General features: G+C 68.6%; 20 protein-coding genes and 3 pseudogenes. 12 read left to right on the forward strand and 11 right to left on the reverse strand.

Annotation, left to right across the window (positions count from 1 at the left end; genetic code table 11):
- Positions 1 to 23: 23 nt before the first annotated feature.
- On the forward strand, positions 24 to 881 hold the full coding sequence (locus HUV60_RS21150; protein ID WP_257848820.1) for a DUF1707 SHOCT-like domain-containing protein: 858 nt from the start codon (positions 24 to 26) through the stop codon (positions 879 to 881).
- 64 nt (positions 882 to 945) lie between these two features.
- Here the strand turns inward: HUV60_RS21150 and HUV60_RS21155 are convergent, their stop codons facing one another.
- Positions 946 to 2,331 carry an SGNH/GDSL hydrolase family protein gene (locus HUV60_RS21155; RefSeq protein ID WP_257848821.1) on the reverse strand — a complete coding sequence of 462 codons (1,386 nt, stop codon included), beginning with the start codon at positions 2,329 to 2,331 and terminating at the stop codon, positions 946 to 948.
- 792 nt (positions 2,332 to 3,123) lie between these two features.
- Here HUV60_RS21155 and HUV60_RS21160 point away from each other — a divergent pair.
- The 3 genes from HUV60_RS21160 (at position 3,124) to bla (ending at position 6,218) form a co-directional block, all read left to right on the forward strand.
- Positions 3,124 to 4,587: a DUF445 domain-containing protein gene (locus tag HUV60_RS21160; protein WP_269441282.1), complete on the forward strand. Its 1,464-nt coding sequence runs from the start codon at positions 3,124 to 3,126 to the stop codon at positions 4,585 to 4,587.
- 258 nt (positions 4,588 to 4,845) lie between these two features.
- A complete protein-coding gene (locus tag HUV60_RS21165) occupies positions 4,846 to 5,214 on the forward strand; it encodes a hypothetical protein (RefSeq protein WP_257848823.1) in 369 nt (122 codons plus the stop codon).
- 26 nt (positions 5,215 to 5,240) lie between these two features.
- Positions 5,241 to 6,218: a class A beta-lactamase gene (bla, locus tag HUV60_RS21170; RefSeq protein WP_257848824.1), complete on the forward strand. Its 978-nt coding sequence runs from the start codon at positions 5,241 to 5,243 to the stop codon at positions 6,216 to 6,218.
- A 234-nt stretch (positions 6,219 to 6,452) separates the two neighbouring features.
- Here bla and HUV60_RS21175 read toward each other — a convergent pair whose 3' ends face one another.
- The 8 genes and pseudogenes from HUV60_RS21175 to HUV60_RS21210 all read right to left on the reverse strand — a co-directional run bounded on the left by HUV60_RS21175 (position 6,453) and on the right by HUV60_RS21210 (position 13,075).
- A complete protein-coding gene (locus HUV60_RS21175; protein ID WP_257848825.1) occupies positions 6,453 to 8,093 on the reverse strand; it encodes a multicopper oxidase domain-containing protein in 1,641 nt (546 codons plus the stop codon).
- 164 nt (positions 8,094 to 8,257) lie between these two features.
- Positions 8,258 to 8,311, reverse strand: a pseudogene (locus HUV60_RS33995) (hypothetical protein); the annotation flags it as partial.
- Between the two features lie 3 nt (positions 8,312 to 8,314).
- Positions 8,315 to 8,467: pseudogene (locus HUV60_RS21185) on the reverse strand (mycothiol transferase); the annotation flags it as partial.
- A gap of 14 nt (positions 8,468 to 8,481) precedes the next feature.
- The gene (locus HUV60_RS21190) at positions 8,482 to 8,898 is read right to left on the reverse strand and encodes a DUF1761 domain-containing protein (protein WP_257848826.1); all 417 of its coding nucleotides are present in this window, start codon (positions 8,896 to 8,898) and stop codon (positions 8,482 to 8,484) included.
- Between the two features lie 477 nt (positions 8,899 to 9,375).
- Positions 9,376 to 11,547: a TerD family protein gene (locus tag HUV60_RS21195; protein ID WP_257848827.1), complete on the reverse strand. Its 2,172-nt coding sequence runs from the start codon at positions 11,545 to 11,547 to the stop codon at positions 9,376 to 9,378.
- Positions 11,436 to 11,756 (reverse strand): annotated as a pseudogene (locus tag HUV60_RS21200) (hypothetical protein); the annotation flags it as partial. The gene HUV60_RS21195 and the pseudogene HUV60_RS21200, both read right to left, overlap by 112 nt.
- A 242-nt stretch (positions 11,757 to 11,998) precedes the next feature.
- Complete coding sequence (locus HUV60_RS21205) at positions 11,999 to 12,229, reverse strand: DUF397 domain-containing protein (RefSeq protein ID WP_257848828.1); 231 nt, start codon at positions 12,227 to 12,229, stop codon at positions 11,999 to 12,001.
- Positions 12,230 to 13,075 carry a helix-turn-helix domain-containing protein gene (locus HUV60_RS21210; RefSeq protein ID WP_257848829.1) on the reverse strand — a complete coding sequence of 282 codons (846 nt, stop codon included), beginning with the start codon at positions 13,073 to 13,075 and terminating at the stop codon, positions 12,230 to 12,232. It abuts the gene before it with no gap.
- Between the two features lie 216 nt (positions 13,076 to 13,291).
- On the opposite strand from HUV60_RS21210, the gene HUV60_RS21215 reads away from it, so the two are divergent.
- On the forward strand, positions 13,292 to 13,921 hold the full coding sequence (locus HUV60_RS21215; RefSeq protein ID WP_257848830.1) for an ATP-binding protein: 630 nt from the start codon (positions 13,292 to 13,294) through the stop codon (positions 13,919 to 13,921).
- Positions 13,922 to 14,104: 183 nt separating this feature from the next.
- On the opposite strand, the gene HUV60_RS21220 is transcribed toward HUV60_RS21215, so the two are convergent.
- Positions 14,105 to 17,260: a DUF3427 domain-containing protein gene (locus tag HUV60_RS21220; RefSeq protein WP_257848831.1), complete on the reverse strand. Its 3,156-nt coding sequence runs from the start codon at positions 17,258 to 17,260 to the stop codon at positions 14,105 to 14,107.
- A 160-nt stretch (positions 17,261 to 17,420) separates the two neighbouring features.
- On the opposite strand from HUV60_RS21220, the gene HUV60_RS34000 reads away from it, so the two are divergent.
- The 7 genes from HUV60_RS34000 to HUV60_RS21250 all read left to right on the forward strand — a co-directional run bounded on the left by HUV60_RS34000 (position 17,421) and on the right by HUV60_RS21250 (position 21,683).
- Positions 17,421 to 17,924, forward strand: coding sequence for a YDG/SRA domain-containing protein (locus tag HUV60_RS34000; RefSeq protein WP_443047369.1), 504 nt, complete (start codon positions 17,421 to 17,423; stop codon positions 17,922 to 17,924).
- Positions 17,925 to 17,973: 49 nt separating this feature from the next.
- Positions 17,974 to 18,867, forward strand: coding sequence for an IS982 family transposase (locus tag HUV60_RS21225; RefSeq protein WP_257848832.1), 894 nt, complete (start codon positions 17,974 to 17,976; stop codon positions 18,865 to 18,867).
- Between the two features lie 34 nt (positions 18,868 to 18,901).
- Positions 18,902 to 19,405: an HNH endonuclease gene (locus HUV60_RS21230; RefSeq protein ID WP_257848833.1), complete on the forward strand. Its 504-nt coding sequence runs from the start codon at positions 18,902 to 18,904 to the stop codon at positions 19,403 to 19,405.
- A gap of 68 nt (positions 19,406 to 19,473) precedes the next feature.
- Positions 19,474 to 19,818: a hypothetical protein gene (locus HUV60_RS21235; RefSeq protein WP_257848834.1), complete on the forward strand. Its 345-nt coding sequence runs from the start codon at positions 19,474 to 19,476 to the stop codon at positions 19,816 to 19,818.
- A 181-nt stretch (positions 19,819 to 19,999) separates the two neighbouring features.
- Positions 20,000 to 20,320 carry a trypco2 family protein gene (locus tag HUV60_RS21240; protein ID WP_257848835.1) on the forward strand — a complete coding sequence of 107 codons (321 nt, stop codon included), beginning with the start codon at positions 20,000 to 20,002 and terminating at the stop codon, positions 20,318 to 20,320.
- 2 nt (positions 20,321 to 20,322) lie between these two features.
- Positions 20,323 to 21,432, forward strand: a complete 1,110-nt coding sequence (locus HUV60_RS21245; protein WP_257848836.1) for a hypothetical protein — start codon at positions 20,323 to 20,325, stop codon at positions 21,430 to 21,432.
- A gap of 8 nt (positions 21,433 to 21,440) precedes the next feature.
- On the forward strand, positions 21,441 to 21,683 hold the full coding sequence (locus HUV60_RS21250) for a hypothetical protein (RefSeq protein ID WP_257848837.1): 243 nt from the start codon (positions 21,441 to 21,443) through the stop codon (positions 21,681 to 21,683).
- Positions 21,684 to 21,754: 71 nt separating this feature from the next.
- On the opposite strand, the gene HUV60_RS21255 is transcribed toward HUV60_RS21250, so the two are convergent.
- Positions 21,755 to 22,288, reverse strand: coding sequence for a TetR/AcrR family transcriptional regulator (locus HUV60_RS21255; protein ID WP_257850189.1), 534 nt, complete (start codon positions 22,286 to 22,288; stop codon positions 21,755 to 21,757).
- Positions 22,289 to 22,304: the final 16 nt, after the last annotated feature.

Below are 22,304 nucleotides of genomic sequence, written 5' to 3' on the forward strand. Positions count from 1 at the left end.
GGGGACCTCGTAGGCTGCCGTGTATGACCGACGACGCAGTCCCGGACCTCCGCGCCTCCGATGCCGACCGCGAGCGGGTCGCCGCCGTCCTGCAGGACGCCGTCGCCGAGGGGCGTCTGGACTTGGAGGAGTTCGAGGAGCGGCTGGACGCGACGTACAGGGCGCGGACCTACCGGGAACTCGAGCCGATCACCCGTGACCTGCCCGCCCCCGGGGTGTCTGCCCCCGTCGTCGACCTGACCAAGTCCCCCGAGCCGGGCGGGGACTGGGCGAGCCGGGTGGGCGTCGGCGGTGACACGCCGTCGACGTGGGCCGTCGCCGTGATGTCGGGGTTCCAGCGCAAGGGCCGGTGGACGGCGCCGCGGAGGTTCAACTGCTTCGCCTTCTGGGGCGGTGGCGAGATCGATCTGCGCGAGGCGGACTTCGCCGACCGCGAGATCGTGATCAACGCGGTCGCGATCATGGGCGGGGTCGACATCATCGTCCCGCCGGGCGTCGAGGTCGTCGTCCGCGGCGTCGGCATCATGGGCGGTTTCGACCACCCCGAGGAGAACGTGCGGAGCGACCCGGGCGCCCCGCGTGTGATCGTCTCGGGTCTGGCCTTCTGGGGTGGTGTCGGCGTCAGGCGCAAGCTGCCCCGGGCGCAGAAGCAGCGGCTCCGCGAGGAGCGTCGCCGCGAGAAGCTGGAGCGCAGGGCGAACCGTTGCGACGGGGTGCGGGGCGGTGACGCGGACTGCCGCGAGCCGGGCGCCTCCTCGTCCCGCCGGGCCTCCCTCGGCTTCGGCCACGGCGGCCTGGGCCACGGCTCCCTCGGCTTCGACTCCCTGCACGGCCGCCGCGCCGAGGAGCAGGGCGAGCGCCGGCGCGACCGGGACCGCTGACACGACCGGAGCGGGGTGGGGCCGGGGGACCCGGAGACGGTGGCCCGGGTCGGCCGGCCGCCCCCTACAGCTTCGCCGGCGCCCCGCCCTTCAGGTGGTCCAGGTCGAAGACCTCGGCCATCCGGGTGTACCCCCGGTCGCTCGGGTGCAGATGGTCGCCCGAGTCGTAGACGGGGCGCAGTCGGCGCGGGCCGTACGGGTCGCGCAGGGCCCGGTCGAAGTCGACGACGGCGTCGAAGACGTGACCCGCGCGGATCTCCGCGTTGATCTCCTGCCGTACGCCCTCGCGCGCGTCGGTGTAGCCGCGGTGGCCGCCGAACGGCATCAGGGTCGAGCCGACGACCTTCAGCCCGCGGGCGTGGGCACGGTCGACGAGTGCGCCGAGTCCCCCGACGATCGCGTCCGGGTCGGCGAGGTGTGGGTCGCGCAGGATGTCGTTGACGCCGAGGAGGACGACGACGACCTCGACGTTCGTACGGCCGAGGACGTCGCGGTCGAAGCGGTTCAGGGCGCTGGTGTTCTCCGCGGGGCGGCCGAGGCCGTCGGAGAGCACCCGGTTGCCGCTGATGCCCCCGTTGACGACGCTGTAGCGCGGTACGTCCCGGCCGGCCGCGGCTGCTTCGCGCAGCCGGTCGGACAGGATGTCCGGCCAGCGGTTGTTGGCGCCGGTGGTGGAGGTGCTGCCGTCGGTGAGCGAGTCGCCGAGGGCGACGACGGTGCCCTGTGCGTCCTTGCTCAGCACGTCCAGCGCGGTCAGGTAGCGCCAGTAGGCGCTCTCCTGCGTGTACACGGTGCCGGCCGTGTCCCGGGTGTGCTCGCCCACGGCGGCGTACGAGGTCTGGCGCGCGTACGTGTGGCGGGTGACCGGCCCGGAGCCGGTGGGGGAGTACGTGGTGACCAGCACGTCCCCGTCGTGTGGGACGGCGATGCGTACGGCGTCGCTCGTCACCTGGCCGCCGGGCGGGATGACGACGGCGGCGTTGCCGCGGAAGGTGACCTGCCGCAGGGTGCCGGCGCGTGCCGCCGCGCCGCCCCGGCCCGCGGAGAGGGCGATCGAGGCGTGGCTGATGGTGAGCGGGGACTGCCCGTAGAGGTTGGACAGGGTGATCCTGGCGGCGGTGCCGCCGACGCCGGTGTGCACGACGTTGCGCAGCGAGTGGTCCGCGAGGCCGGTCATCTCGGTACCGGGCTCGCCGCCGACCGGGGAGGCCGCCCAGGAGGAGACCCAGGTGCCGGCAAAGGCCGGTGCGGCCGGGTTCTGGCGCCCGTCGTGGCCGCCGGCGAGGGTGTCACGGTCCCTCGTGCCGTCGCCGTGCAGGCCCGACGACAGCCCGGACGCCCCGACGTATAGGGCGGCGGACACCGCCACGATCGCGGCGATCACCGCGGCGAGCAGGGCGCGGTACTTCGTGGGAGGCGCTCCCGCGCCCCCGTCATGTCCCCCGGTCATGCTGTTTCTGTTCTCCTCGGAGGATCGGAGCCCGAGGCTCCTTACGGATGAGCCCATGATGCGTCATGGACGGGTGACGGTCCGACACGACCTCACCAGGAACCCGCCGGGCTCCGCCGGGGTACCCCGGCGTCTCCCTGGAATCTCCCTGGCGTTCCCCGGAGGCCCACCCTGGGCACCCTTCTGCTGGATTCCCCCGATTTTCCCTGAGTTCTCCCCAAAGTCCGGGCGGGGCTCCCTCCGAACCCCTGGTCGGAGCGTTCGTCGGGGTGCTCTCGGGGCACCCTCGGGTAACGGCCGGACCGCCCAGGGGACAGACGCCGGGAACTCCTGTTCCGTTCCGGGAGTCGACCGGGAAGGGACAATGTGTGAAGGATCACCGGACAGGCGGAGCGGGCGGAGCGGGCGGAGCGGGGCGGAACAGATGGAACCGATCGAGCGGACCGGGCGGAGGGGAGAGGTGAGCGGTACCGACACCCCGGGCACCCCGGGCACCCTGGGCGCCCCGGGCAGCACGGGCACCCCGGGCGGCCCGGGCACCCCGGGCGGCCCGGGCACCCCGGGCACCCCGGGCACCCCGGGCACCCCGGGCACCCCGGGCACCCCGGGCAGCACGGGCACCCCGGGCAGCACGGGCAGCACGGGCACCCCGGGCGGCCCGGGCGGCCCGGGCGGCACGGGCACCCCGGGCGGCACGGGCGGCCCGGGCGGCACGGGCGGCCCGGGCGGCACGGGCGGCCCGGGCGGCACGGGCGGCCCGGGCACCCGGGCGGCCCGGGTGCCACGGGCACCCTGGGCGCCCCGGGCAGCACGGGCACCCCGGGCGGCCCGGGCGGCACGGGCGGCACGGGTACCACGGGCGCCCCGGGGACCCCGCGCGCCACCACGGACACGGCCCCCGCCGAAGACACCGGCGACGCGGGCACCCCGCCCGCCGGGGGCGGACGTACGGAGGCCCGCTCCCGCCCCGGTGCCGTCCCGCACCGCGCGATGACGACGTTCAGTCCGGCGGACGAACAGAAGCGGCGCGGAGTGCGCCGGATGAAACTCATCGCCACCGGGCTGCTGCTGTTCGTCGCCGTGGTGTACGTCCTGGCCGAGTGGGCGTCCCACACGGGCGCCGGCGCCTGGGCGGGCTACGTCGCCGCGGCGGCGGAGGCGGGCATGGTCGGCGCGCTCGCCGACTGGTTCGCCGTGACCGCCCTGTTCCGCCATCCCCTGGGCCTGCGCATCCCGCACACCGCGATCATCCCCACCAAGAAGGACCAGCTCGGCGTCTCCCTGGGCGACTTCGTCGGCGAGAACTTCCTCTCCGAGGACGTCGTCCGCGAGCGGCTGCGCTCCGTCGGCATCGGCAGCCGGCTCGGTGCCTGGCTGGCGGTGCCCGAGCACGCCGACCGGGTCACCGCCGAGCTGTCGGCCGCCCTGCGCGGCGCGCTGACCGTCCTGCGCGACTCCGACGTCCAGGCGGTGGTCGGCGAGGCGATCACACGCCGCGCGGACGCCCAGGAGATCGCGCCCGGCATAGGCAAGATGCTGGAGAAGGTCGTCGCCGACGGCGGCCACAAGAAGGCCGTCGACGTCATCGTCGCCCGCGCCCACGACTGGCTCGTGCTGCACGGTGACTCCGTGATGAACGCCGTGCAGGGCGGCGCCCCCGGCTGGACCCCGAAATTCGTGGACCGCAAGGTCGGCGACCGTGTCTACAAGGAACTGCTGCGTTTCGTCACCGAGATGCGCGACATGCCCGCCCACCCCGCGCGCGGCGCCCTCGACCGCTTCCTCACCGACTTCGCCTCCGACCTCCAGTCCGACACCGAGACCCGGGCCCGGGTCGAACGCCTCAAGGGCGAGATCCTCGACCGCGACGAGGTCCAGGACCTGATCGCCTCCACGTGGACCGCCGTACGATCCATGATCGTCTCCGCGGCGGAGGACGAGCGCAGCGAGCTGCGGCTGCGCGTACGCGCCTCGCTGCTGTCGCTGGGCGCGCGCATGTCGGCCGATTCCAGGCTGCAGGGCAAGGCCGACGGCTGGCTGGAGAGCGCCGCGGTGTACGTCGTCACCACCTACCGGGGGGAGATCACCTCCCTGATCACGGACACCGTGGCGGGCTGGGACGCCGAGCACACGACGAAGAAGATCGAGGCCAACATCGGCCGCGACCTCCAGTTCATCCGCATCAACGGCACGGTCGTCGGCTCCCTGGCCGGTCTGGTGATCTACACGGTGTCGCAGGCGATCGGGGGGACGTGACCGTCCCACGGGTGAAGCGCGAACTGGACGTCGCGGCCTTCGGCGCACCCCGCTTCGAGACGTACGTGACACGGTGCCGCGAGGACGGCGTCCGCCTGACCACCCTCGCCGAACTGGGCGACACAACGGAACACCGTCGCACGCTGTACGCACTGAATAAGGAGTGCTCCGCCGACATCCCGGGCACGGGGAGTTCCACTCGTTCGCCGAGGCCGCCGAACGGCGCTTCGAGGCCGCCGGCTACGCCCCCGTGGCATCGTGATCGCCCTGGACGGCGACGAGTGGATCGGCATGACGGCCACGTCGGTCCAGGAGGGCTTCCTCCTCAACGAGATGACCGGTGTACGGGCCGGCTGCCGGGGCCGCGGTATCTCGGTCGCCGTGAAGACCTTCGGAATGGCGTTCGTCAGGGAGCACGGAGCGAGCACGGTCCGGACCTTCCACCACCCCGCCCACGCGAACGCGAACGCGATCGCCGTGAACCGCGAGGACGGGGTACGTGGACGCGGCGGCGGAAGGCTGAGCGCGGGCCGTGCCGGGCCCTTCCGACGGCGGCTCGCCCCGGATCCCTTCGCGGGGCGAATGTCCCCTCCGGTGGAACCAGGTGATCCAGAAGGGCGTTCTTGACCGGTGGGACCGTGACCGGAGAAAGGATGATCTTGACCACTGCAGGGAAGCCCTCGTCCCGGCGCAGGGTGCTCACGTGGGGAGCCGGAGCGGCGCTGGTCACCGCCCTGCCCGCGAGTGCGGGCACCCACGCCGCGCCCCCCGACGGCGGCAGCAGCGGCAAAGGCAGCGGCAACAGCAGCGGCAGCGGCAGCGGCAGCGGCAGAGAGATCGTGCGCCGGCTGAGAGACCTCGAACAGCGGCATTCCGCCCGCCTGGGCGTCTACGCCCGCAACGCCGCCACCGGCCGGACGGTGCGGTACCGCGCGAACGAGCGCTTCCCGCTCTGTTCGGTCTTCAAGACGCTGGCCGTCGCGGCGGTGCTGCGTGATCTCGACCGCGACGGGGAGTTCCTGGCCAGGCGCATCCGGTACACCGGGAAGGACGTCACGGACTCGGGCTACGCACCGGTCACCGGAAAGCCGGAGAACCTCGCCGCCGGCATGACGGTCGCGCAACTGTGCGCTGCCGCGATCTGCCACAGCGACAACGCCGCGGGAAACCTCCTGCTCCGGGAAGTGGGAGGTCCCACCGCGATCACCCGGTTCTGCCGCTCGACCGGGGACAGGACGACGCGGCTCGACCGGTGGGAGCCCGATCTGAACTCCGCCGAACCGTGGCGTACGACCGACACCACCAGCCCGAGCGCCATCGGACAGACCTACGCGCGTCTGGTTCTCGGCACCGCACTCGTGGATGACGACCGCGAACGACTCACCGGCTGGCTGCTCGACAACACCACGGGTGACGCGAAACTGCGAGCCGGCCTGCCCTCCGACTGGACCGTCGCGGACAGGACGGGGGGCGGGAAGTACGGGACCAACCACGACGTGGGCATCACCTGGCCCCCGGGTGGCTCACCCCTCGTCATGGCGGTCCTCACGACGAAACCCGAGCCCGACGCCTCGCCCGACAACCCCCTGGTCGCCGAGACCGCCAGACTTCTGGCGGAAGCGCCGGCCTGACTCCTGGAACAGGCACCGCCGCCCCGTCAGCCTCGTCCGCCGCCATCAGGCCGACCACCACGGGTCCCGCCCCATGGCGGCGAACACCGGTGAGTCCGCGCACCGAACCGTGCCCCGAAGCCGCTCGTCGAAGCGTTCCGCCGAGTGGAACGGCCCGGCGGGCCCGGGATCGCGTCGGCGGACCTCGACCGTCCCGGGTACGCGCGGCCGGCAGGAAAACCGGTGCCGCCGTCGTCACTTCTGGTAGCCGAGGATGGTCATCATGCCGGATTCGGAGTGGTACTGGTTGTGGCAGTGGAGCATCCACAGGCCCGGGTTGTCGGCGTTGAAGTCGACGACGAGTTTGCGGTGCGGCAGTACCGGGGCGGTGTCCTTGCGGGCTCCGGCGGCATTGGCGCCGGTGAGGGCGAAGGTGTGACCGTGCAGATGAAGGGGGTGCCACATGTCGGTGGCGTTGGTGAAGGTCAGGCGGACCCGTTCGCCCTCCCGGACAGGATGGCGTTGCTCGATGGAGTAGGGCTGCCGGTCGAAGCCCCAGTCGAACTGCTTCATGCTGCCGGTCAGTCTGAAGTGCATCTCGCGGTCCGGGGTGCGGTCGCAGAGGGCCACCGATTCGTCCGGCACCAACCGTGAGGCCGGCACGATCCGGCCGTCGAGTTCGTCCGGATGCGCGGAGCATCCGGGGAAGCCTCCGCTGCCGGTGCGCAGGACTGCCAGCGCCCTCGCGTTCTTGCCCTCGGCGAGCGCGACCAGTGGGAACACCCCGTCCTTGGCGGTGACGAGCACGTCGTAGCGTTCGGCCATGCCCAGCAGCAGTGCGTCCGTCCGCCTGTGCTTGACCGGGTAGCCGTCCGTGTGCGTCACGGTCATCTCGTGGCCGCCGAGCGCGACCCGGAAGGCCGTGTCGCTCCCGGCGTTGATGATCCGCAACCGGATCCGGTCCCCGGGGCAGGCCCGGAAAACCGAGGCGGCTTTCGGGAGACGTCCGTTGATCAGATAGTAGGGGTGATCGACATGGCCGCCCGCGCTGTCCAGCACACGGCTGTGCCCCTTGTGCAGGACGCGGGAGGGGCCGGCGGGCTTGCCGGGGACGAGCATCGAGTCGTGTGCGGTGAACTCGCCCATGTTCATGGGGATGTTCCTGCCGTTGTGCAGCTGCGCGAGCACGCCGTCCGGAGTGGAGCCGTCCACGCCGTCCACCCAGTCGTCCAGGACGACGACCCACTCCTTGTCGTAGCACAGTGGTTCCTTGGGGTCCTCGACGATCAGCGGGGCGTACAGGCCGCGGTCGAGCTGCATTCCCGAGTGCGAGTGCAGCCAGTGCGTGCCCGGATGTGCCACGGCGAAGCGGTAGGTGAAGTCCGCACCGGGCTTGACGGAGCGCTGGGTCAGGCCCGGTACACCGTCCATGTCGCAGCGCAGGCGGATACCGTGCGAGTGCAGTGTCGTCGCCACGGGCAGGTGGTTGACGAGCGTGAGCTTGAGGATGTCACCCGCGGTGACCCGGATCTCCCTGCCGGGCAGCATGTCACCGTACGTCCATGACCTGACGGCCCGCCCGCCCAGGTCGAGGGACGTCTCGGTGGCGGTCAGCACGACCGTGCGCAGGGGGCCGGACCCGCGTTTCCTATCGGCGGCGACGACCTCGGGATCGGACGGGTTCACGTACCCCTTGGGGCCCGTGGGTACGAAACCACCGACGTGGCGGCCGGGGCTCCCGGCCGCCGGGCGGGCGCCGGTTCCGGAGGGTGAACCGGACGCAGGGTGGGGGCCGGGCCCGGAGTGCGAGCCGGGTCCGGAACAGGCGGCCAGGGCTCCCGCGCCGATGGCCGTGATCGAGGCACCCAGCAAGGTGCGCCGCGTAGGTGAGTGCATGACTGAATAACACATGTCTTATAGTCATATATAGGGTAATTTGACCGGCGTGTCCTGTGATTCGCCTGTACTGCCCAACGGGGCTTCGCCGGAACTCTGAGGGAAGGCAGCCGGCGGGAGGGCGGGTGGCGTGCTCCGCCGCCGGTGGCCGCGTGCACACCGACCGCGACCTGGCAGCCGACCCGCTTGCCCGGCGCACCGCGGTACTGCCGGGCCACCCCGGCCGACGCGGTGCCGCACCGGGAAACGACACGTCGCGGAAAGTCCGCGTGCCCGTTGTGGCGGCCGTATTCCAGAAGCACGTGCACCGTCACCATCCGCAGCGACACCTCCCCCCGTCGTGGCTGATACCCGGCCCGGTCCAGGGACTCGGCCCGGAATCGATCTTCTAGCGCATCGCGACCAGGACGACGCTGTTGAGCACACTCGTGATCACGAAGAACGGCGCGTTGAGGACGCCGTAGTAGAGCGGGCGCGGAAAGTTCGGGTTGATGGCGATCTGGAAGGTCATCGCACCGAGATAACCGACGCCGACGAGGAGCCCGAATGCCACGGCGTCACCGATACCCGTGATGCCGAGTACCTCGACGAGTACGGCGCTGGTCAGGACGGTGACGAGGAGACACACCAGTGGACCCGCCGTGGTGACCGCCGTCGGTGCGGGCGCCGCCGCGCCCTCGCGGCCGAGGGCGACGGCGTACGGCTTGGCGATCACGACCGCGAACCACACGCCGGCGAGCAGGAACGACGCCACGGCCGCGATCGCGACGGCCGGCCAGTTGATGTCGGCGAGAACGAAGAACACGTGCAGACTCCTTGCGGACGAGCGGCCCCTGTGACCGCCGATGGCAAGAGTCTTCGTGGTGTGGAGGACAGGTTGTGTCCGCTTCTCCCGGGAGAGTCGAAGTGGGGTCGTGTGCGCCGGGAGGGAGGGGAGGGGCCCGGACCGGCCCGTCTCGGCGAGGGAGCCGTCCACGAGATCGCCCGACCTGCTGGCGGGCGGCGATCAGCAGGTTCGGCAGTCGCACCATCGGGCTGTGTCCGCCCGCCGCCGACGCCGGACCGCGTCGGACCCGCCGGTTCTTTCCGCTGCTGGCGCGCGCCGTGCTCTTCGGCCACGGCTACGCGGAACCGTCCCTGGAAACAGCTCGGGCGGCGCTCGCGCGGTGAGCGCGGGCGCCGCCCGGAGCGACGTCGAGGGCGAGGAAAGCGAAGGAACTTGTTCAGGAAAGGAATTGAGAAGGAAGCCCCTTCATGGCCTCGCCGTGGGCAACGCCGGCACTCAGCCCGGGATCAGGTCGCGCAGATTCTCGAGGGTGACGACCCGGGAGTCCGGGTGCAGCCCTTCGGGACGTTCGAGACCGACGTACACCACGGGCTCGTCCGGGACCGGCCCGCCGGTCCACAGTTCCACGGCCGTGGTGCCGCCGGACATCAGGCCGATCAGGTACCGCGCCGTCAGATACTCGCGTTCCACGACGGCGCGCACCACCCTGGACACCGACACCCGGTTCTCCTCGACCCGGTTGGCCGACGAGATGCCCTTCAGATACAGGTGCAGCCACTTCGCGCGCCACCGGCCGTCGTCCTCACGCCGGAACACCAGTGGCAGCGCCACTCGGCCCACCCCGCGGAGCTCCGACTTCATACGCACCGTACGCGGCTCGAACGGCCGGCCCTTCTGCTCACCGTCGCGCACCATGAAACCGAAGAACGACTCCTCCACCTCCTCGAAGCCCTCGCCGGCGTAGATGTTCACCTGGGGAACGACGAATGCGCCGCGTACCCGGTCCAGGGACAGGCTGATGAATTCCGAGGCCCCGGCGGGCGCCTCGGTGACATCGCCCGAGTGCTCGCCCCCGACAGCGGTGAGGGACGTGTAGGAGAGCCAGGAGTCGGTGCTGTAGTCGGCGTCGAGAAGCAGCGCCGAGAGGTCGTAGTCGGTCCGGCGCCCGGTCTCCTTCCAGTACACGAAGAAGCGCAGCTGCTCACCGTCGACCGCCGAGAGCGAACCTCGAGGCAGGACGCCGAGCCCGGCCGCGGTAGCCCGGCCGCTGAGGGGGAGCGCCACGTCGAGGACGTCCGGGTCGAGCAGCAGCCGGCCCGGCACCGGGAGCCTGCGGCACATCTCGGCGTCGAGGGCGGCGATCAGACGGTCAGGGTCGGCGGCGGGGACCGGCGGCCGGACGTCGGGGGCCACCCAGCCGCGGCCCCGGCGGTTGACGAAGACCCGGGGTTCGCCGGTCTCCCGCTCCCGGTTCCGGAAGTGCTCGCGGACCGAAAGCACGACCCGGCCGGAGACCGCGGGAGAGACCCGCACCGCGGCGGCCACCACCGCGTCCCGCTCCTCCTGGCCGACGGCGATACGCAGCAGGAAGTCCAGGGCGCGGAACAGCTTGCCGGGAGCCGACTGCAGCAGCCGCAGCGCACCGAGGACGCCGGACTCGTCGAGCAGTTCCTCGACACGGCTGTCGAAGGACCGCGCCTCCTTCTCGCCCCGCGCTACGGCGAACACGTCGGCGGCGTGCGGCCAGCGCGAGTACTCGTGCGGGTGGAGACGCTCACCGAGCCGCTTGAAAGCCTCCCGGTGCGCGTGCACATCGGCCAGCTTGGCGGGGTTCGCCGTGACCACGGCGTCGAGGCCCGCGAGCAGCGCACGGCGGGCCGGCCGCGAGAGAGCCCGAAACCGGGTCGGCTCCTGCAGCGTCACGTCGCCGCCCGACAGTGCGCAGGCCAGCCGCAGCACATCGACGACGGTGTCCAGCAGGAGGTCCGCGCCGACAGCGAGACGGGCCCCGTTGACGACCGCCCGGTTCTCCCGGACCGGGACCGACTCCGGCTGGGGGCCGAGCGCGCCCCGTTCGGCGAGGATCCTGAGGTCGTGCAGGTGGTCCTCGCCCAGTGGCGTCGTGCTGCCCGCCAAAGCCAGGTACGGGCCTGTGAGTTCGTCGTCCAGGTCCCGCCCGAGATGCAGGACGGTCACCCGGTCGCCCGCCGAGGCGATCAGCTCGTCCTGCGTCGCGAGCATCTCCTCGTAGGTGTGCTGGTAGCGGCCGTACGCGGGAAGGCTGAGCAGGTCCAGCACCCCGTCTGCCAGCTGCGTCAGCACGTTCTCGCGCGACGTGCCGTCGCCGAGCGCCTTCGTCACACACCGCATCCAGAACTCTTCGGTGTCCGGCACGTTCGCCGGAAAGCCGATGAAGTACGAGTTGTGCCGGACATGGTCGCCCGCCATCTCGCCCACGGTGCGCAGCGTCCGCTTGGCGGTGTGCACGACCGCGGCCTCGGACAGCCCCGACAACCGCTCCAACAGCTCCGCCGAGAGCTTGAAGCCTGCGGACGTCAGCGCCGCGTCGAACTGCCGCGCAGCTGCGGCTCCTTCCCCGGCGGTTCCCCTGGGAGAGGGAAGGCGGTGGGTGTGCCGGAGGACCAGCGACTTGAGGTTGTGCGCCATTCGGGGATGATCGCAGAGCTGTGCGAGCCGTCGCACCGGAGTTTCCGTAGGCGTCCCGACGCCGTGATCACATCTGTCAAGCGCTGCTTGTGACGGTCAAGTACCTTCCTGCTTCGGCACTTCGAGTGACGTACCAGCACGCAGGCTGGGACCTGCGCACACTCGACGTACTCCGTGCCGCTGCTGCCGCTGCTGCCGCTGTGGGAGGACCTGAACCAGCAGAGCTTCGGAGCATGGTCATCAGGAAACCTTGCTGGTCCGGTTGATGGTGTTGGCCCAGGAGGTGGAGTCCCGTGTCTGTGCCTGTCCGCCGATGGGGCGGGGCGGAGTGGCGTTCACGAACCAGACGAGCTCAGTTCGTGAACGCTACGACTGTTCATGTCCCTCACACCGGACTGCGCCTCGAGAGTGACTCAGCGGTCTCTGAGCTGCTCCATGGCTTGTCAGAGGATCACGAACCGAGTGCGACGTCGAAGCCTTGCTTGTTTCGAATCGCCCGTACGAACGGACGCCATGCCTCATGCCTCACCGAGACGGCTCGGCCTTCCGCGTTCTCCTTGGAGTCGCGTATGAGCACGCTATGTGTGACATGTGCGCACTCCAGGCACTCAGTCGCGTTGCCGCCGCTGTACGAGGACTTGAACCAGTTCAGCTCGATGCTGGGCTGATGAGCGACGGACATTTATAGCTCCTTGCGTGCACGTTGGATCAGGGCGGAGGAAGCCTCCATGTCCAACGCTTGTGCGCGGAGGTACTCGAACGCAAGTCTGTATCGATCCAGTTCCTCGTCCTGCTCCAGGAAGAGCGAACCGGTGTGGAAGTCGACGTAGACCACGTCGAGAGCCGATTCAGTGCCCCCGAGGATCACGAAGCTGCCCAGCGCCGCCGAATGGGCACCTTTGGAGAACGGCAGGATCTGAAGCGTGATGTGTGGGGACTCATTGGCCTTGAGCAGCCGGTCCAACTGTTCCTTCATTGCCTCCGGCGACCCGACGACCCTGCGGATCACGGACTCGTCGAGGATCGCCCACAGGCGGGGCGGCTTCGGCCGGGTGAGGATCTCCTGCCGCTTCATGCGGATGTCCACCAGCCGCTCGATCTCGGCCGGCTCCAGAGGGATCTCGTTGGCCTTCTGCAGGGCGGTGCTGTAGGCGCGAGTCTGAAGGAGGCCGGGGACGTAGACGCAGGAGAAGTGGTCCTCACGTACGGCCTCGTCCTCCAGTGTGAGCAGCAGGTTCATGCTTTCCGGGATGGAATCGGCGAACGAACTCCACCAGCCCTGCTGCTTGGCGTCCTTGGCCAGCCTGACGACGGCCTCCCGCTCGGTGTACGTCGCTCCGTACTCGCGGCACAGCGCATCGACGACGATCCACTTCACCGGTCCCGCCTGGGTCTCGTACCGGCTGACCGTCGCCTTCGATACGCCTACCAGCCGTCCGGCTTCCTCAAGGGTCATTCCCTTGCGAGCGCGCAACTTGCGCAACATCGCGCCTAGTTGACGGCGGCGCGTGGTGGTCCTGACGGGCATGGGGCTCCTCTGTGCGTAATCCCGCGCAGCCGCTCGGGGCCTGAACAGGCTAGGCAGCGCGACGGCTTGCTCACCACGAAATTCACCCGATAGAGGTTCATGAGAAGTTACATAGTGAGAGTTCTCTGTGTCATTCTCGCATCCAGACAGCTACGCAATGCAGCCGTACGGATACGGCAGGCGCAGCATGAGCGTGGCTGGGAGGGAGGAACGCCCATGCCTGGTATCGATGCAGGGAACCGTCAGCGCCGCTGCGTCCTGCCCTTTGCCGCGTTGCCGGCAGAGGTGCAACTGCTGCGGAGGATCACTGCCGCACAACTCGACCAGTGGGGTGTGCCCACGGCCGGCGATGAGACGGGGCTTCTTGTCACGGAACTGGCGACGAACGTCATCAAGCACGTCGGTGAGGGCGCATTGGCCACTCTGATTCTGGAGTGGAAGTGCGACCGGCTGCGTGTCGAGATGCACGACAAGAGTCGCGCGCTGCCTGCCGTGCGCGGCACCGACTGTGACGCGGAGTGTGGGCGTGGTCTGCATCTTCTCGCCGCCATGGCGGCGGACTGGGGGACTGTTGTCACGGCGCTCGGTAAGGCGGTCTGGTGTGAGATCGAGCTGGGCCCCGAGGCCACGTGCCGCCGTGTGGAGCGTGCTATCGAGACGCTGGAGAGCTACCGGGGGCGCGGCGGTGTCGTCCTGGAAGGTCGGCGGCGCGAATCAGCGCTGGAGGAATCGGCGATCGAGCTGATCGCTGACTTGCTGCACTGGACCTCCGCGCGCGGACTGGACCCGGATGACGTGTTGGACCGGGCTCAGATGCACTACGAGGCCGAAGCGGAGGCCGCTTAGATGGGTCCTCGAACTTGACGGGGGTACCGCCGGCCGTCGGCACCTCGGCACGCGCCGACTGCCCGTCGAACGTCCTGGTCGGGCGGCGCTCCGTGGGGCGGCCGAGGCGCGTCGGCCGACGATCACCCCCACCAACTTCGAAGAGCCGCTTAGATAGATGAGGCCCTTTCCTCCAGGTGGAGGTCAACCCGCAGCTACCGCCTTGGCGTACGACAACACGTCCGCCGGGATGGTGTGTGTCACCTTCCAAGTGATGGCCATTGGCTTGCTGCCCTCGTGCTTCTCGTACTCGGCAGGGCCTAGCAGCATCCACGGCTGAGCGCCGCCGATGTCTGTAGTCTTGTAGCGACGAACAAACAGCAACACCCGGCTCCCCTGAGCGACGTGATGCCGGTATCTCAACCCGGTCGCGGACGTTTCTGAGGTCTGGTTTTGGGACTCCCAGTGGAACCGTGTCTCGCTCAGTGCGAAGTCGTGGTAGCGAGTCTGCGGCGAAAAGTCCTTCTCGTCCTTTTCGAGGGTGATGAGGAGAGCGTCGGTCTTTGCGGACTCGCACCATCTGACTCCTTCACGGAAGTCGCCCGGCATGAAGCCTCCGACATCAGCTTGGCCGAGGGCAGGAAGGATCTCTTCGCGGCTGTAGGAGGCATGCACAGTCAGCGGAACACCCCGGTCGCCAGCTGCGTCGAGGAGAGGGATAGGTACGTGCTCGGTACGGGCGAGGCTGTACGCCAGCACCTGGCGCAGCTCGCTGCGGACAGCATGTTGCTTGCGGAGAGTAGTGAATCCGGCGTCGTAGCTCGCGAAACCCTTCCTCGTCACGCCACCCAGCGGCCATAGTTGGAAGAAGAGCATGCGTGCGTATGCCTTCCCCTGCTCATCAAGGTCACTGTAGGCAGGGGCGTCATCTTCCAGCATGTGCGTGTATGCGGCCACGCGCAGCGGGTCGTCGACGTGGAGAAAGGCGGGTACTCGGTTGAGGAGTGCGGCCTCTCCCTCGGGCGCCTCGCGGTTCATCAAGTTGGCACGGCGGAGCAGCCCGGTCCAGGAATTTCCGTTTCCTCGGTATACCTCCTTGATCTCCCGCTCGCTCTCTTCCAGGTAGCGGCTTAGGCTGGGATCTGCATAGTCAGTTACTTCGCGAGCCAGCGTGGTCACATTGACGCTGAGCTGGCCCTTGATATTGGCGATGATGGTGTGCTTCGCCTTCTCCTCTAGCATGATCTCGCAGCCGGAGGGGAGCTGAGGGAAGTCGTGAGCGATGTGGTTCAACAGTCGCTTGCGCGTCAGGTTCGTCAGGGCGCGGAACTGGTGCTCGAAGCGGAACTCCTTGCGGTGTTGGCCAATGAAGTCCAGGACTGTCAACACCGCCTTGTTGTCAGAGCGTCGAAGGCCACGGCCGAGCTGCTGAAGGAACACGGTCGCGCTCGACGTGGGGCGGAGCAGGAGCAGGGCGTCGACATCAGGGAGGTCGACGCCTTCGTTGAAGAGGTCGACCGAGAAGATCACCTGCAGTTTCCCAGCCTTCAGGTCCGTGAGAGCTTCCTGACGCTGGTCGGCCGGCGTCTCCCCGGAGACAGCAATGGCGCTAAAACCTGCGGAACGGAAGGAGTCTGCCATGAAGTGAGCATGGGCGACGGAGACGCAGAACCCCAACGCCCGCATACGACCCGGGTCCGAAATCTTGTCCTCAACGGCCTTCACGACGAGGCCAGCGCGAACCTTGTTGCCTGTCAGGACGTTGCTGAGCGCGTTCACGTCATAGGCTCCGCGCTTCCACTCCACGGAGCTCAGATCGGTGTTGTCGCTGATGCCGAAGTAGTGGAAGGGGCACAGAAGCTTGTTGTCCAGTGCTTCCCACAGGCGCATCTCGGCCGCGATACGGCCATCGAAGAACTCATCCTGGATATTCTTGCCATCCATGCGTTCGGGCGTTGCAGTCAGCCCCAGCAGTTCTAGGGGTTGGAAGTGTCCAATGATCTTCCGGTATGTTGGAGAGGTCCCGTGATGGAACTCATCGATCACGATGACGTCGAAGTGGCCGGGGGCGAGACGACCTAGCGCCCTTGCATTGAGTGACTGGACGCTTGCGAAGACATGCGCCCAATGATCCGGAATCTCCCCGCTGTGCAGGTATTCCCCGAAATTTGCGTCGAGCAGGGTGTCTTGATAGGTCCGCAAGGATTGCTGCAAGATTTCTTTGCGGTGAGCGACGAAGAGGAGGCGGAGGTCGCGGCCATGTTTCTGCCGGAGGCGCTTGTAGTCCAGGGCGGCCATGACCGTCTTGCCCGTGCCTGTTGCAGCTACCAAGAGGTTGCGGTGGCGATCATGCACTTCACGCTCGACGTCAAGGCGCTCGATCATGTCCTGTTGATAGGGGTACAGCCGTACCTCGAGACCGGACAACGTGATAGGTCGGTCTACTGACGGCGCGCCACCGGCCACCGCCAGTGCTTCCTGAAGGCGAGCGCCATCGGCGTGTGGCTCGTACGTCTCGAAGGACGGGTCGTTCCAGTACGACTCGAACGTTGCCTCGAACTTCCGCATCACCTCGGGTGTGGCTACGGAGGAAAGGCGTACATTCCACTCAAGTCCGTCAAGGAGTGCAGCCTTCGATAGATTCGAGCTCCCGACGTACGCCGTGTTGTAGCCGCTGTTTCGTTGGAACAGCCACGCCTTGGCGTGAAGTCGGGTCGACCGCGTCTCGTAGTTGACTTTGACCTCGGCATTGAAGTCTTCGACCAGGCGGTCCAGGGCTCGCCGTTCGGTGGCGCCGATGTACGTGGTGGTCAAGACCCGTATCGGTACGCCCCGGTCGTGGGCTGATTGCAAGGATCGCTCGATGACCCGTAGTCCGTGCCACTTGACGAAGGCGCAGAGGAGGTCCACGCGGTCAGCGGTAGCGAGCTCTGCGCGCAGCTCAAAGCCAAGGCTTGGGTCCTCCGGGGAGTTCGTCAGGAGAGCGGTGTCGGAGAGAGGGATGCCGGGGCGCACGGCGAAGACTCCGGGTGTTTCCTGTTGCGTGATCGCCAGGAGTTGCCGAGGGCCGTCTGCAACGAGGTCCACCCACTCCTGTGCTCCCTTGAGTGTGCCAATGGATTCCAAGATGTGGTTGGCCGCGTGTACCCGATCCTCAACGGGCAGGTTCTGCAGAACGCGGCGCACAGTCTGAGAGACGTGCCGTGCAAGCAAGTAGGGGGCTGATTCGGGGCCCACTACGTCGCTTACCGGGTGCCAGCCGAGTTGGGAGAGCTCCTCCAGCTTTTGCTCGAAGCGGAGCGTGATCAGTTGCTCATATAGGCCTGGTGCGGGGTGGGCCAGATCCTCCAACTCGGACATATGGGCTCCTTCGAGTGCTCGGGGTAGCGAGCTCCTGTGTAACAGAGAGCTCTGACGATCCAAGCAGAGGTAGTCCGAGGGGGCAGGCCTTGATGCTCTCAGCACATCTTACTCAAAGTATAGTTGACAAAGTCGATCACCCTCATTCAAATATAGGCGGATGGGAATCGAACGAGTCATCGGGCATGTAGACGGTGTTCCTGTGGGCGCGGTCTTCCATCGAAGATTAGACGTAATGCGGGCAAAACTGCACCAAACGAACCAGCGAGGTATCTCCTGGCTTGAGGATCAGGACGGCAGAAAGGTCGGAGACGCGATAGTCCTGCATGGAGGCTATGAGGACGACGAAGATCACTGGGAGTGGATCCGGTACACCGGGGCTTCGAAAAACAAGGACAAGGATCCCAGTGGCAGGCTACTCCGAAGCCAGTCGTGGTCGTATGAGGACAACGCTGCGCTCCGACTCAGCTACGAGCGGGGGCACCCCATACGCGTGATTCGAGGATACGAGGGAGACCCGAGGTACTCACCATTCGACTCCTACAGGTATGACGGCCTGTATGTGATCACGGATGTTCGTACGGCTACCTCCAAGCGTCCGGCCCTTGATGGGTCACCGATTGATATTTGCCAGTTTGATCTACGCCGCTTGCTAGACGAGTAAGTCCGAAGTCTCGTTGAGCGCAAAGGGTGAGGGTCCCGTTGGTCGATGTGTGACGAACGACCTCGAGACCCTCATCACCGCACTGTACGTGAAGATCGACGACGAGTTGGGAGGGCCGCGTTGGCTGGGCAGGCCGCCGTTGCTGACCGACTCCGAGCTGGTGTGCGCCGCGGTCGCCCAGGCGATGCTCGGATTCACCTCCGAAGCCCACTGGCTGCGCTACGCCCGCAAGCACCTGGCCGGGATGTTTCCGTACCTGCCCCAGCAGTCCGGCTACAACAAACGCCTGCGCGCGGCGCTCGGCCTGGTCAAGCGGGTCGTCCGGATGCTCGCGAAGGCGTCCGACTTCTGGCTGGACGACTGCTGGATCGTGGACTCCACCCCGGTGCCGTGCGGCATGTCGCGGCCCACCGTGAAACGCTCCGACCTGGCCGGATGGGCCGGATACGGCTACTGCGCCAGCCACTCGCGGTTCTTCTGGGGGCTGCGGCTGTACCTCGTGTGCACCCCGGCCGGGATGCCGATCCTGTGGGCCCTGGCGGACCCCAAGATCGGCGAACGCGAGGTGCTGGCCGCGATGCTGGAGGTCGAAGCAGGCGTCGTCGCCGAGCACGACGGCATCCTGCTCATCTCCGACAAGGGCTTCGCCGGCCGAGCTTTCGAGCAGTTGCTGGCCGACCACGGCATCACCTTGCTGCGGCCCTCCCGCAAGCGCGAGAAGGCCCGGTACGGCGAGCCGATGCTGAAGAAGGTCCGCCAGCTGATCGAGTCGGTCAACGACACCCTCAAAGGCCAGCTCGACCTGGAGGGCCACGGAGGGCGCAGCTGCGCGGGCGTCGCGGTCCGCGTCGCCCAGCGCATTCTGGCCATGGCCGCCGCGATCTGGCTGAACAACCTGACCGGCGCACCGATCACTCGATCGTTGATCGCCTACGACCACTGAAGACATACGACTTACTCGTCTAGATCGGGAGCAAGTGCAGACCCTGCTCGAACGTCGTATTGTTGATGTGCTGGCAGAGCTCGAAGACGAGCAAGACCAACAGCGCGACGAGCAGCGGTGCGGGGAGAAGTTCCCGCGATCGCGCAGCATGCGGGTGCGCCGCTTGATCCGGGATACGGCTGCCGCGGAGCGGATCAAGAGCCTCCATGAGGGCAAGTGCCAACTGTGTGGCCTCCAATTGGTCGGGCCAGATGGCAAGACATATAGCGAGGGCGCCCATATACGGCCTTTGGGGAAACCTCATCATGGTCCCGACGTCGAGCCCAACATCCTGCACTTATGCCCGAATTGTCACGTGCGGCTTGATGTTGGTGCGGTCGCGATAGATGAGGGCTGGTCTATCGTCATGCGTGCAGATATGTCGGGTGCGATGCTCTTGCCGAAGCTCACCCTGAAGGGCAGTCACCGAGTCCGGCAGGAATACCTCCACTATCACCGGACGTACTGGGAGAAGAAGGGCGCTAGTCGGGCGCGCTGAAGGGCACACGGGACGGGTCCGCTTCTCGATAGGTATGAGAAGCGGACGGAGGTCTGGGCGTTGTTCTGTTGGGTTCGGAGGGTGGGTCGGCGGAGCTGAAGGGTCATGGGCCGATCACGGTAGGTCAGGCCCGCGAGGTCGTCCTCGCGCCGGGTATCGTCTGGTGGCGGTTGCTGACGCATCCGAAGTCCGGGCTGCTCGTCAAGACCGCCCCGACGACCTACCGCCCGACGGCCGAGACCGAGCGGCGCGTGATCGCCGGGGATCAGCACTGCGCCTTCCCCAGCTGCCGGATGCCCGCTCACCGGTGCGACCTCGACCATGTCCGGCCGTTCGACCACCGGTATCCGGAGCGGGGCGGGCAGACGGTGCCGGAGACCTTCAGCCGTTGTGCCGTCGGCGTCATCGGCTGAAGACGCACCACCCCGGGTGGAAGGTCACGCGTGATCCGCATACCGGGGTCAGCACCTGGACCGCGCCCACGGGGCATAGGTACACCAACACCCCTCCCGTTTACCGGCAGTGACGTGTGCTGAGTGGGATATGGCTGGTTCGGGAGAGTCACGAGGGCGGGGCCGACGGGAGGGGACGGGCGTGAGGAGCATCGGGCGGGCGCAGGCGGTGGAGCAGTTGCGGCGGGAGCTGGGAGAGGCGCAGGACGCGGGCTCCGGCCAGCAGTTGCGGTTCGAGATCGACGAAGTCGAGCTGGAGTTGCAGGTCGAGCTGACGAAGGGCGCGGGCCCACAGGGGAAGGTGACGTTCGGGGTCGTTTCGGCCGGGGGTGACGCGAAGATCGAGAAAGCCAGTACGCACCGGCTGTTGCTGCGGTTGAGCGTGCGCGACGAAGCGCTGGGCGGCGAAAGGGCCAGGGTGTCCCGGGGCCAGAAGAGGAGGTGGGACGAGGAGGACGCCTGAGCATGGATCCGCTCGCCCTGGTCGACGTACGGGCCGGCACGGAGTCGGTGCAGCAGAGTTTCGGCTCGGGCTATCTGCTGGGGCCCAGGCTGGTGTCGACCGCGCGTCATGTGGTGTTCCGCGAAGACCGTGTGTTGCCGTGCGTGTCGGTGTGGATCGGCTCTCCGGGCGCAGACGAGAAGCCGCCGCGTCGCCGGGCACGGCTGTGCTGGCCCACGGCGGATGCCGATACCGGACGGGGCAAGGCGGTGGGCGGGTTCGACGGTGCTCTCGACGTGGCGCTGCTGGAGTTGACCGAGCCGGTGCACTGCCCGGGAGAGGTGCGCTGGGGCAGGACGGTCGGTACCCGCCGCCCGGCCTACGAGGGCTTGGGTTTCCCGCTGCTGGCGGAGGACGAGTACGGCCGGCGCGAGGTGGAACAACTGGGCGGGACGCTGCCGCCGCTGGCCACGGGTGTCCTGGACACGATGGTGCTCGACCAGACGACGGCCCCGCGTCCACGCCCCCGCGGCGCGCGGGCCGAGGCGTCCGGTACGGCTGTCTTCTGCGGGGACGGCGCGGGGCGGCATCTGCTCGTCGGGGTGGTGGTCGAGGACGTCGGCGAGTTCGAGAACCGGCGCCCGCTGGCCGCGCCGGCCTGGCGGTTCTGCACCGACGCCCGCTTCGCGGAGCTCGTGGAGGAGCACACCGGAAGCCCTCCGGTGGTGGAGCCCGTGGAGCCGGCGGGCTCGCTGGGCTGTCGCGTGACGCCACTCACGGCACGTACCCCCGGCTCACTGCTCGCGGCGGCGGCCGAGACCGTCGCCTTCCGCGGCAGGCGGGAGGAGCTGGCCACGCTGGCGGCATGGCGGGACGGCGGCGATCCGGCGGTGTCGGTGGTGCTGGTCACCGGATCGGACCAGCGGCACGCCTGTTGTCCCTGGGGTCGCTCAGTACGGGGGCCGCGGCACGGCGCGCGACCTACGTCGCCTCGGTCACCGGACTGGCCCGCGGTCTTCAAGGGCTGCCCGAGCCGGTTGAGGAGCGAAGGCCGCGGACGGGCTGACGGGACCTCGCCCGTCGTCTCGCCGCCGCACCACCCGCGTTGGACGACACGGCGGGAAACGCGCTGAGGCTCCAGATGACCGCGCTGCTGGACCTCATGCAGGCCGCGGTGGGTACCGGACCGGCCTCGGACATCGCCCGGTACGGTGACGCCTTCCTTCCGGCGCTCGCCACCGCGGTCCACCCGGCGCTCGCCACCGCGGTCCACAACCACGCTGCGTGCCTGGCGGAGAGCGGTCGTCGGGAACAAGCGCTGGAGACGTCCGAGGAGGCCCTGGGGTATTCCCGGGAGCCGGCGCTCCGCAGCCGGAAGGCCTAGGCCGGACGGCGCCGCTCGCCGGGGCCGAGCGCCACGGCGGTCCGGGCACGGGGGTGGCGGCGGGGACGCTCTCACAGGGCGCGCAGGCCGCGGTCGGTGAAGGAGATGAGCCACTCGAAGCTCTCGTCGATGTCGGCGCTCCACTGGAAGCCGTTGGCCACCTGCAAGGTGGCGAAGCCGTGGAAGAGGCTGCGGAGCAGGCGCAGGGCGTGGTCCACGTCGGCTTCCTTGATCTCGTAGCCGCGCAGGACCGCCGTGAACGCGTCCAGCAGCCGCCGGCCCGCGGTGGCGACCGGGTCGTCCGGGCCGGACGGTTCCACGCCGATCGTCGCGGTGTACCGGCCGGGGTGCTCCAGGACGAAGGTGCGGAAGGCGCGTGCCGCGGCCGTCAGGGCGTCGCGGCCCGCGTGTCCCCGGATCGCGTCGCCGACGGCGTCGGCGGCCTCGGCGCACGCCAGGGCCGCGATGCGCCGGTTGAGGTCCTCCTGGCCGCCCACGTGCTTGTACAGGGACGGGGGGCGCACGCCCAGCCGCTCGGCGAGCAGACCCATCGTCAGGTGGGCGAGGCCCACCTCGTCGGCGAGGGCGGCACCGGCCGCGACCACGGCCGCCGGGTCCAGG

The sequence above is a fragment of the Streptomyces sp. KMM 9044 genome (genome assembly GCF_024701375.2).
Lineage (GTDB): Bacteria > Actinomycetota > Actinomycetes > Streptomycetales > Streptomycetaceae > Streptomyces.